Origin of the sequence: Palleronia sp., assembly GCF_042089775.1 — a bacterium.
Classification (GTDB): domain Bacteria; phylum Pseudomonadota; class Alphaproteobacteria; order Rhodobacterales; family Rhodobacteraceae; genus Palleronia.
In genome coordinates, this window is record NZ_JBELKF010000099.1 from 1 (window position 1) to 10,226 (window position 10,226).

Sequence of the window (10,226 nt, forward strand, 5' to 3'; positions counted from 1 at the left end):
TCCTCGTTGGAGCGGACTCTACCTCAAACTGGAGGAAGAAACGGGGCTCAGGTCAGGATGACGGCGGGCCGGACCTTCCTGCCATTCGCGATGGCGCCTCTATCTCCGCGACAGTTCCGAAGCAGCCGAAGAAAAAAATGAAACAGGTTTCCGCAATGCGGTGCGCCGTCTTGCTGGCCGTCCGGTTCAGATGGACAACCAGCCGATCTCTGATGCGACCAGCCTTACCAGGGGCGGACAATCGGACGCCCAGCCCGTCAGATTATGCCCGATCCAGGCGTTCTGCCAAGGCACGAATACCTGCGGCAAATGTTTCCTTTCCGACGGCCCGACGGATCTCCGCCTCGTCCTCGGCGCCTACCTCGAACGCGGCCCACCACTCGACAAAGGTGGCGTCCCGCTCGGTGATCGCGGTGCAGCGGAAGGTGGCAACGTAGTTTTCGATCGGCATGGGCGAGGCGATGATGGAATAGGTGAACGCGTGGTCAAGGTCGCTGAAGCTGAGCAAGCGTTCGCGGAGGTGGCCGCCGTCGGTGAGGGTGAAGCTGCGGACGCAGCCGACTTGGTCCGGCGGCATCCCATCCTCGATCCTGCTTTCGGAAATCTTGGGATGCCACTCGCCATGCCCATTAAAGTCTCGGGCCAAAGCCCAAACCTTGTCGACGGGCGCTTCGATGATGTCGCTGATATATACCTTCGCCATGTCGTCCTCCCTTAGCTGGCTGCGCTGCGTTTGAGCGCCTTGAACTCGCGCGTCTGAGCGATCAGCGCTGTCTCAGTTGGCAGTCGTTCCATCGAGCTTGCGCCGTAGAAGCCCCGGCAGTCGGGGCAGTTGTCCAGGATGAATGCAGCGTCCTCGGGCATTGCGATGGGGCCACCATGGCAGATCACAATCGCATCGTCGCGCACAGTGCGAGCGGCGTCGGAGATCGCGTTGATTTCTTCCACGCAGTCCTCGAGAGTCAGCGCCGTTTCGGCCCCGATGGCCCCGCCAGTGGTCAGGCCCATATGGGCAACGATGACGTCAGCGCCGGCCTTTGTCATGTCCTCGGCGTCAGAGGACCGGAAAACATACGGGGTCGTCAGCAGGTCCTTCGACCGAGCCCGGGCGACCACTTCCACCTCAAGGCCGTACCCCATGCCAGTCTCTTCGAGGTTGGCACGGAAGGTGCCGTCGATCAGGCCCACGGTGGGGAAGTTCTGGATGCCCGAGAAGCCGACCGCCTTCACCTGGTCGAGAAACCAGTCGAAGTTGCAGAATGGATCGGTGCCGTTCACGCCCGCGATCACCGGCGTCGACTGAACCACCGGCAAGACCTCGCGGGCCATGTCCATGACGATCTCGTTGGCGTTGCCATAGGCCAGCAGCCCGGCAAGCGATCCGCGCCCGGCCATGCGGTAGCGGCCGGAATTGTAGATCACGATCAGGTCGATTCCGCCTGCCTCCTCGCACTTGGCGGAGAGGCCGGTTCCGGCGCCTCCGCCGACGATGGGGCGCCCCTCGGCGATCATGTTGCGGAACTTTGCGAGGATGTCCTCGCGGGGGATACGGGGCATCACTGTCCTCCTGAGCTGATGTCCCGAAAGGCCGCGACGAGGGCGTCGGCGAAATCGGGATCGTTTATGTGACTTGGAATACGGATCAGGCGGCGCTTGTCAGTCTGATCGACCGTGGCCTCCAGCGCGTCGAAGAGCGCGGTCCGCGCCGCGGGATCGTGGAACGTCGCACCGGGCGCATCGAGGGCCGAAACGCCGCCTTCGGGCAGCAGGAATTTCACGAACCCCTCGCAGGCGTTCAGCTTTTGCCCCAGCCAGCGACCGATCTCGGCGTTTTCCTCGGGTGTGGTGCGCATGAGGGTGACCTGCGGGTTGTGCTCGTAGAAGAGCCGTTGTGAGAACTTCTCCGGCACCGTGTCCGGCGCACCGAAATTCACCATATCGACCGCGCCGACCGAACCGACATAGGGCACCCGCGTCCGCGCGATCGCGCCTAGCCGGTCCTCGGTCGCGGCGAATACGCCGCCGAACAGCAGGTCGCAGATTTCGGTCGTGGTCGTGTCGATCACGCCCTCGATGAGGCCGGAATCGACAAGCTTCTCCATCGACTGTCCGCCGGTGCCCGTGGCGTGGAACACGAGGCAGTCGTAAGCCCCCCCAAGCCGCTCGACCACCTGGTTCACGCAAGGCGTGGTCACGCCGAACATGCTCAGCGCGAGGGCGGGGCGCGTCTCAACCTCGGGCAATTCGACCTGCGCCATGCCCGCGATGGCGCCGGCCGCGTTCGCCAGCACCCGGCGCGAGATACGGTTCAAGCCGGCCACATCCGTGACAGAATACATCATCGTCACGTCGGACGGCCCGACATAGGGAGCGACGTTTCCCGACGCGACGGTCGAGACCATGATCTTGGGCACGCCCACGTCGAGCGCGCGCATGGCCGGCGTGATCAGCGCGGTCCCTCCCGATCCGCCAAGGCCAATCATCCCCGCCAAGTCTTCACGGGCCAACGTGAACCGCTCAAAGGCAACCGCCATCGCCGCCACCGCGCTGCCCCGGTCGCCGGTGAAGACTCCATCGGCGCCCTCCGGGTGATGCGACGCGACCTCGCGTGCGGCGATGTCGGCGCCGTCGACCGCGGTGTCGGAGGTCGACAGGTCGACCAGCGCAACCCGCGCCCCTGTGGCCACGATGCGCTTTCGGACGTAGTCGAGCTCGGACAGTTTCGTGTCGCATGTGCCGGCGAGGTAGATGCGCTTCTCCATGGGTGCCCCTTCTCAGGCTTCGGCGCTGACGCCGAGGTAGCGGTTGCGCAGCGCGCGGTCGTTCAGCAGCGCATCCGCGTTCGTCTCGAGCGCGATCTCGCCGTTCATCATCACCATGATCCGGTCCGACACCTCGGTCGCGACGGTCAGGTTCTGCTCGACCAGCAGGAGCCCGACGCCCGATCGCGCGATCTCGCGCAGGACTTCGACCACGTGATCGACGATCACCGGGGCCAGCCCCTCGGTCGGTTCGTCCATCACCAGAAGCCGCGGGTTCAGCAGCAGCGCGCGCGAGATCGCGAGCATCTGCTGTTCGCCGCCCGACAGCGCGCCGCCGCCGTTCTTCCGACGCTCCGCAAGGCGGGGAAAGGTTTCGTAGATGCGCTCGATTGTCCACTCGCCGTCTGGCTTGCCGGCCAGGCGCAGGTGTTCGTCCACGGTAAGCGACGGAAACACGCGGCGGCCTTGGGGAACATAGCCGACTCCGGCGCGCGCTACCTTGTAGGCGCGGCGGCCGCTGATGCGTTCTCCGCCCAGACGGACCGTGCCGCGCGCCGAGGGCACAAGGCCCATGATCGCCTGGCAGAGCGTCGTCTTGCCCATGCCGTTGCGGCCCACGATGGACAGGGGCTCGGCCCCTGCCTCCAGCGTCACGCCATGCAGGACATGGCTGGCGCCGTAATAGACGTGCAGGTCCTCGACCTGGAGAAGGCGATCATTTGCCATGGCGGCCCATGTAGATGTCCTGAATGTCCTGATTGGCCGAAATCTCGGCCGGCGTGCCTTCCGCCAGCAGGCGGCCGTTATGCATGACGCTGACGTAATCCACCGCCTTCAGCGCGATATCGAGGTCATGCTCGATCAGGATAAGCGTCAGGTCGCGCGGCAGGTTGGCCAGCATGTCCACCAGCGACTCGCGTTCGCGGGTGGAAAGGCCGGCGGCGGGTTCGTCCAGAAGCAGAAGCTTCGGTGGATGCGCCAGCGCCATTCCCAGTTCAAGCTGTCGTTGCTCACCGTGGCTGAGGTCGCTCGCCATGACGTCGAGGCGGTCGGTCAGGCCGACGCGCTCGGCCACCGCGTCGGTCTCGGCCCGGTCGGGTTGCGCTTCGGCGCGCTTCCAGATCGCCAGTCTTGGACCGGTGGCACCGCGGATCGCGATGTAGAGGTTGTCGCGGACGCTGAGGCCGCCGAAGACGAGCGACTTCTGGTAGGTCCGGCGAACGCCCTTCAACACGCGCTTCTGCGGCGAAAGCGCCGTGATATCTTCGCCCGCAAGCCGGATGCGCCCTTCGCTGGGCGGCAGGTCCCCGGCGATCATGTTGAACAGCGTCGTCTTCCCCGCTCCATTCGCGCCCAACACGGCACGCCGTTCACCATGTGCGACGCGCAGGTTCACGTCATCCACCGCGACAAGCGCACCGAACCGGCGCGTGAGGCCCTCGACGACGAGGGCCTCCGCCTGTTTATCGGCAACCGCCTGCATCACGACGGGCAGGACGGATTTTCGCGGGACGGCAGGCCCAGATCCATGTAGGCCTCGCGCTCGAGCCCCAGGTACTGGTCCACGTCCTCGATCCGCTCGATCGGTTCGAGGGCCAGCGAACCGTCGTCCTGCTTGACCACCTCGTTGATGTAGATCGCGGCGGTGGCCTGCCGGTTCTCGTTCAGGCTCACCGTGCCGGTCGGGCTGGTGAACTCGAGGTTGCTCAGCGCCTCGTTGAACGCTTCGTGGTCGCCAGACAGATCGCCCTCGACCTCCTGCAGGGCCAGAAGTGCGGCCTTGGTGTTGGTGTAGTAGTTCGACGCGAAGAGCGACGGCGACGGCAGGCCCTCGTCGCCGTAGTAGTCCTGGTAGAGCGTGACGAATTCCTGCCACGCCTCAAGGTCCGCGTTGTCCGATACTGGCCCCGACGACAGGATGCCGGGCAGAAGTTCGCGCGCCGGACCTTGCGTGGTCAGCACCGTCTGGTCGGTCACGTTGGTGCCGCCGACGATGGGAAGCTGACCCCCCATCTGCGCGTACTGCGACAGGAAGTTCACTGCATCCGAGCCACCAAGCACGACATACATGCCGTCGACCTCGCCAGCCTCGATCGGCAACTGCGCGATGACCGACGAGTAGTCATTGTTGCCCACGGGCGTGAAGTACTTCTCTTCGACCGTGCCGCCGGCTTCGCAATAGGTGGCCATGAAGCCGAAGATCTGAGCGTAGGGGAACGAATAGTCCTCGGACACGATGATGATGTTGTCCCAGCCGCGCTCCTCGGCGACGTATTTGCCCAATGGAGCGGTCCACTGCGCGCCTTCGGTGTTGAAGCGGAAGAAGTTCTCGGCCGGGTCGACCAGCGTCGTCTCGATGGCCGCCGAGCCGCCGTTCAGGAAGGTCGTGCCGGGCTGTTCCTTGGCGTATTGCGCGATGCGGATGCCTTCGGACCCCGAGAGCGGGCCGACAAGGATGTCGGCGCCGTCCTGTTCGACGAGGCGACGGGCGGATTCGAGCGCCACGTCGGGATTGCCGTCCGAGGATGCGGTGATGAACTCGATCGGATGGCCGGCGATCTCGCCGCCGAATTCTTGGATCGCGAGCTCCACGCCGCGCAAGCCGTCCTCGCCGGGTTCGGCAAAGGGTCCTTCGAGCGTGGCGAGCCCGCCGATGGTGATGGTCTCGGCGTCCTGGGCCAGCGCGGTCGAGCCCATGAGCGCGACGATGGCTGCGGTCGCACCAAGTGTCATGCGTTGGATCGTCATATCGGGATACCTCCTCATTTACCGATATCTTTCGTCTCGCGGGTCGCGCCCTTGTCGCGGCGCCCCGCTCCGGCCCACCGCGTCGAGACGCGGCGAACAAGTCCGGTCAGCCCGTCGGGCGAGAACAGCACGATGGCCAGAAAGATCAGGCCGATCAGCGTGTTGAACCGCTCGCGGGCGATGAAATCGATGGCGAAATTGTCGACGACGGTGAACACGAAGGCGCCGACATAGGCCCCTGCCGGGTGCCCGATCCCGCCCAGCACCCCGGCCATCAGCACGTCGATCACCGGGTTCAGCGCGACCGAACCGGGCGAGATCGAGGCGTTGAGCCAAAGGTTCAGAATCCCTCCGATCCCGGCGATGAACCCCGCCAGTCCGAAGGCCAGCACCCGAAGAAGCGGCACGTTGTAGCCAAGCGCCCGGACCCGGTCGGGCTCGTCCCGCAGCGCCTGGAGCGCGAGACCGAACGGCGTCCGCACGATGTGCCGCACGCCTGCATAGCAAAGCGCGGCCAGGATGGCGCTGAGGTAGAAGAACGGCAGCGGAGCGCCCAGGTCGAGGCCAAGGATCACCGGCGGATCGGCGTTGTTGAAGCCCGTGAAGCCGTTGAAGATGTCGTAGTTCTGCAGCGTCAGGTAGTAGAACGCCATCGCGACTGCGAGCGTGATCATCAGCGTGTAGATCCCACGGGTCCGCACCGCGACGAGGCCGATCAGCAGCCCCGCGAGCGTGGCGAGTCCAAGCGCCAAAAGCAGCGACAGCGGCCAGGGCAGCAGCACGCCAACACCGCCGGTGGGTGCGGTGAAGTATGCGGTGGCATAGCCGCCGATCCCCGCCACGGTCATCTGCGCAAGGCTCAGCATGCCAGTATAGGCGGTGAGGAAGACGAGGCTGAGGACGATGGTCCCGAAGCCAAGGGTCCGCCCGCCGATCTGCACCAGCCAGAAGCTGTTGACGACGAAAGGATAGACCAGGACCAGCGCGAGCACGGCGAGGGGAATGATACGGCGCATCACGCGGCCCTCCCCAGCAGGCCCTGCGGCCGAACGGCGAGCACCGCGACCATGATCGCGAAGGTGTAGACGATGCCGTAGGTCGGCGTGTAGGCCAGCCCGTAGGTCTCGGCCATGGCGACAAGCAATGCGCCGATCGCAGCGCCAGGGATCGACCCCATGCCGCCCACGATCACCACGATCAGCGAAGACAACAGGTAACGCGCGTCCTCGCCCGGTGACACCGATAGCACCGAGCCGCCGATCACCCCTGCCATCCCGGCAAGGCTTGCACCAATTGCAAAGACGCCCACGAAGACGAGCGGCACGTTGACGCCCATCGCCTCAAGCATGCTCCGGTCGTCCACGCCTGCACGGATCACGATCCCAAGACGTGTGCGGTTCAGCATCAGCCACAGGCCGATACCGATCAGCAGCGCGAACCCGATGAGCATCAGCCGTGCCATCGCGTAGCGTCCGGCAATCGGGACGGGCACGAAGGACGACATCGCGCCGGGCAGCGCGATCTGGTACGCCGACCCGCCCCATTGCGCGAGCATCAGGTCGGCGGCCACGATGGAAACACCGATGGTCGCCAACGCCTGTCGCAAGTCCTGTCCCTGCATCCATGACAGGATCGAAACCTGGAGTGCCGCGCCTGCCACCGCGACGGCGACTCCCGCCGCAAGGATTCCCAGCAGCCAGTTTCCGGTCGCCCCGGAGATCTCGAAGCCGACATAGGCGCCAAGCAGGTAGAGCGAGCCGTGCGCCATGTTCACCACGCGCATCAGGCCGAAAATCAGGGAAAAGCCGCTGGCAACGATGAAATACAGCGACGCAAGGGTCAGTCCGTTCAGCGTGACGATGACGAATAGCCGCCAGTTGATGTCGAATAACGTTTCGATCATTGACGGCGCAACATTCTGATCGAGTAGAGATGCACGTATATGTCCTCCCTCAGTCGCTCCGGGCGAAGCTGAGCCTTTCCGACGACGCGGGATTCCGCGCCGCAGGTGGGTCCCTCGGTCCCGGGAACTGTCCCGTAGTCTCCTCCCTCGCCGTGTGATGCCATCGCAGGCCTCATCGGCGGCTAAGCTACAGTCACACCCGCACGGGTGGCGCTCAACGGGTCGGGAGGACAGGATTGGGTAAGTTTGGGTAAATTCGAGGCAACATGCGTAGTTTCTCCAAATGGCCCCTGCGCTCCACCGAGGGAAGGGCGCGCAAATGGCCGGATGGACTCGTCACCGCGCGCGTCGGGCTCTCCACGACGAACATGCCCGCGGTCGTGGCGCTTCTGCTGCCCAATTCGAGCGGGGCACAGGACATCGCGGCGCAAATCGGGGACGTCCGACCGTCTGGCCTTGGCATGTTCCTGGCCGACCCGAACATTGTGCCCGCTCGACTCGCGCGCCAGATCGCGCGCGGCAGCGAGTGGGTCTGCAACTTCCCAAGCGTCGGTCAGCACGAGCAGGAGTTTAGGCGCTATCTTGCAGAGGTGGATCTCGACCATGCGCGAGAGATGCGCGTGCTTTCCGGATTGGGCGAAGCTGGCCTGTCGATCATCGCCACCGTGTCGGCCGAGAGAGACGTTGCCGAGGCGCTGTCGGTACGCCCCGCCGCGCTACTCGTCGTGCCGCCCGTGCCCGAGTTCAGGAACGGATCGGTCGGTCTCGAGCGGCGCATTGCTCTTGAACGCGCGGTCGCGGCACAGGCGGATGGGCTACCGCTAATCGGTCTGCGCGCGCGGAATGAAGCGCAGCACGGCCTCGCGGCAAGTCTTCTTCCCCCCGTGGAAATCAGTCGTTGAGCCCTAACCGCGCCATCTTGTTATAGAGCGTCTTGCGCGAGACGTGCAGCGCTTCCGCCGTTCGGCCCCGATGGAAATCGTTGCGCCAGAGCGCCTCGACGATCTGGCGCCTTTCGAGTTCCGAGGACCTCTCGGCGTTGTTCTCGCCTACTTCTTCGGCATCAAGAAGCCCGTCGACCTCGGTCACGCTGACGTTGTACTCGCTGTTGCGTGCCGCCAGCCGACCGATCACGCGCTCAAGCTCGGCCTCGTTTCCCGGCCAGGCGTGTCGGCGCAGGCGCTGCATCGCCCCGGCGCTCAGCGAAGGCAGATCATCGTCCGTCAGCCCGGCCTTCGCCGCGACCGCGGCCATGACGGCGGGCAGATCTTCGATCCGCTGCCGCAACGGAGGTATCCGCACCACCCACCCCGAAAGGTACCCCTTCAGGTCGGGGTGCAGATCTGACGGGAGAGCAGGTTCGTCCGCCACACGCTCGAAGACGAAGAGGATCCGCGCGGTCACCCTCATCCGGCGGCGTCTTCGCGACGTGACGAGCGCCCCGTTCGACAAGCTTCGCGCCAGCCGGCGCTGGAGCGATGGCAACGACCTGTGGATGTCACGCAGGACCACCGTCTCTCCGCCGGGTGCCGTCAAAAGCCCCCCCGCATACCCTTCCGCGTCGTCGCGACCGAACAGGCGGCGCGAGACCTGAGTGCCCGAGTCCCCTGCAGCGTCGACCTGCGGCGCATGGCGTCCCGCGGGGTCAAGCGCCGACAGCACCGGCCCCAGCGGCGTCCCTTCTTCCACCGTGACCGCAATCGAACGCGCCTTTCCCGACAGCGCCTCGAGGTGTTCAAGGCACGCTATCATCGGCTTTGACCGCCCAATCAGCCCGGTACGGGCGCCCCAGCGAAGGATCTTCTCCTGTCGTCGTGTCAGGCTGATCCTTCGCAAGCCAGCCTGCCGATACCCCGCAATCCGATTGGTGACCGACTCTTCGTAAGGCATTCGGTCAAGGGTGGACCCGCCCACATATCCATCCAGAGAGGCTATGCTGGCGACGTGGCCAAGGTCCTCTGCCGATACCACCGGGCCGCCTTCCAGCAGGATCCGGGTGCGTGGATGGATCCGCCGGATCAGCGCAGCGTAGTCCCGCGCAATCAATCCGACCTCTTCGATCGAAGCGCGGCGGGCGTGACCGATTGAACCGCCCGCGTTCCAACCGAAGTTCAGCAGGATCATGTCGATCCCGGCCTCGGCCGCTGCGCGCGCATGGTTCTTGGTCCCACAATAGAACAACGCCACGTGCCCGGCCGCCTGAACCCGAGCGAGCATATCGATCTCGCACCGCGCGCCACGCCCCGCGCGGTCCAAGAGCTGACGCATCGCGCGAGGCATGAGTGCAGAATTTGGAAAATTCACCGCGCCCGCGAAGCCCTGTTCCGAGATCCGCTCAATGACCGGACCCGGATCGGCTTCAACGTCCCAGCAGTTGATTCCCAGAAGCACCGGGATGGAGACACGGGGCAAGATTTCACGTGCGGCAAACGCGTCGGTCATGGCGGTCGCGGAATGACAGGGAAGCATGCTCGCAATCGACGGGGCCCCCATGTTGCGCATGCGGCCCGCGTTCACTGCCAGAAGAAGATCCGCGCCGCCGATTTCGGCAGTCTGCGCCGCGATTCCGCTTCCGACCGCGGCTCCGATCAGCAGGCCCTCGTCCGACATCTCGGTCACCTCGGTCCATTGGATTAAAAGTCACTGTCTTTCCGCGATGTTTAATGGAATGTACTTCGCTTGGATAGGAAATCGTACCAATGAAGTTTCAGCCGCCGTCGCCATAGGCTCAGGACCCATTAATCAGGTTGAGGCTTTTCGGCCCGCATGATTCACGGCCCTCGAACAAGAGGGGGCGATATGAGTGATTTGTA

The 10,226-nt window shown here is 64.8% G+C and carries 10 protein-coding genes; 1 reads left to right on the forward strand and 9 read right to left on the reverse strand.

Translation table 11 applies throughout. The features are described from left to right. Positions 1 to 262: 262 nt before the first annotated feature. The 8 genes from ACFDS3_RS16975 to ACFDS3_RS17010 are packed head-to-tail and all read right to left on the reverse strand — an operon-like array spanning position 263 to position 7,413. Positions 263 to 703 (reverse strand): SRPBCC family protein, encoded by a 441-nt coding sequence (locus tag ACFDS3_RS16975; protein ID WP_375263541.1) that lies wholly within the window; start codon positions 701 to 703, stop codon positions 263 to 265. 11 nt (positions 704 to 714) lie between these two features. Further along, entirely contained in the window at positions 715 to 1,557 is an 843-nt protein-coding gene (locus ACFDS3_RS16980) for a phosphoenolpyruvate hydrolase family protein (RefSeq protein ID WP_375263542.1), read from the reverse strand. Then, positions 1,557 to 2,762, reverse strand: a complete 1,206-nt coding sequence (locus ACFDS3_RS16985) for a Tm-1-like ATP-binding domain-containing protein (protein ID WP_375263543.1) — start codon at positions 2,760 to 2,762, stop codon at positions 1,557 to 1,559. The genes ACFDS3_RS16980 and ACFDS3_RS16985 overlap by 1 nt, the downstream gene beginning before the upstream one ends. 12 nt (positions 2,763 to 2,774) lie before the next feature. Beyond that, entirely contained in the window at positions 2,775 to 3,488 is a 714-nt protein-coding gene (locus tag ACFDS3_RS16990) for an ABC transporter ATP-binding protein (RefSeq protein WP_375263544.1), read from the reverse strand. Then, on the reverse strand, positions 3,478 to 4,245 hold the full coding sequence (locus ACFDS3_RS16995) for an ABC transporter ATP-binding protein (protein WP_375263545.1): 768 nt from the start codon (positions 4,243 to 4,245) through the stop codon (positions 3,478 to 3,480). The genes ACFDS3_RS16990 and ACFDS3_RS16995 overlap by 11 nt, the downstream gene beginning before the upstream one ends. Beyond that, positions 4,245 to 5,510, reverse strand: coding sequence for an ABC transporter substrate-binding protein (locus tag ACFDS3_RS17000; RefSeq protein WP_375263546.1), 1,266 nt, complete (start codon positions 5,508 to 5,510; stop codon positions 4,245 to 4,247). Before ACFDS3_RS17000 ends, ACFDS3_RS16995 begins: the two co-directional genes overlap by 1 nt. Positions 5,511 to 5,524: 14 nt before the next feature. Then, the gene (locus tag ACFDS3_RS17005; RefSeq protein WP_375263547.1) at positions 5,525 to 6,526 is read right to left on the reverse strand and encodes a branched-chain amino acid ABC transporter permease; all 1,002 of its coding nucleotides are present in this window, start codon (positions 6,524 to 6,526) and stop codon (positions 5,525 to 5,527) included. Next, complete coding sequence (locus ACFDS3_RS17010) at positions 6,526 to 7,413, reverse strand: branched-chain amino acid ABC transporter permease (RefSeq protein WP_375263548.1); 888 nt, start codon at positions 7,411 to 7,413, stop codon at positions 6,526 to 6,528. The genes ACFDS3_RS17005 and ACFDS3_RS17010 overlap by 1 nt, the downstream gene beginning before the upstream one ends. A gap of 266 nt (positions 7,414 to 7,679) precedes the next feature. Here ACFDS3_RS17010 and ACFDS3_RS17015 point away from each other — a divergent pair, with 266 nt between their 5' ends. Next, the gene (locus ACFDS3_RS17015) at positions 7,680 to 8,315 is read left to right on the forward strand and encodes a hypothetical protein (protein ID WP_375263549.1); all 636 of its coding nucleotides are present in this window, start codon (positions 7,680 to 7,682) and stop codon (positions 8,313 to 8,315) included. Here ACFDS3_RS17015 and ACFDS3_RS17020 read toward each other — a convergent pair. Beyond that, the gene (locus ACFDS3_RS17020) at positions 8,305 to 10,023 is read right to left on the reverse strand and encodes a phosphoenolpyruvate hydrolase family protein (RefSeq protein ID WP_375263550.1); all 1,719 of its coding nucleotides are present in this window, start codon (positions 10,021 to 10,023) and stop codon (positions 8,305 to 8,307) included. The two genes, ACFDS3_RS17015 and ACFDS3_RS17020, sit on opposite strands and share 11 nt — an antisense overlap. Between the last annotated feature and the right edge of the window lie 203 nt (positions 10,024 to 10,226).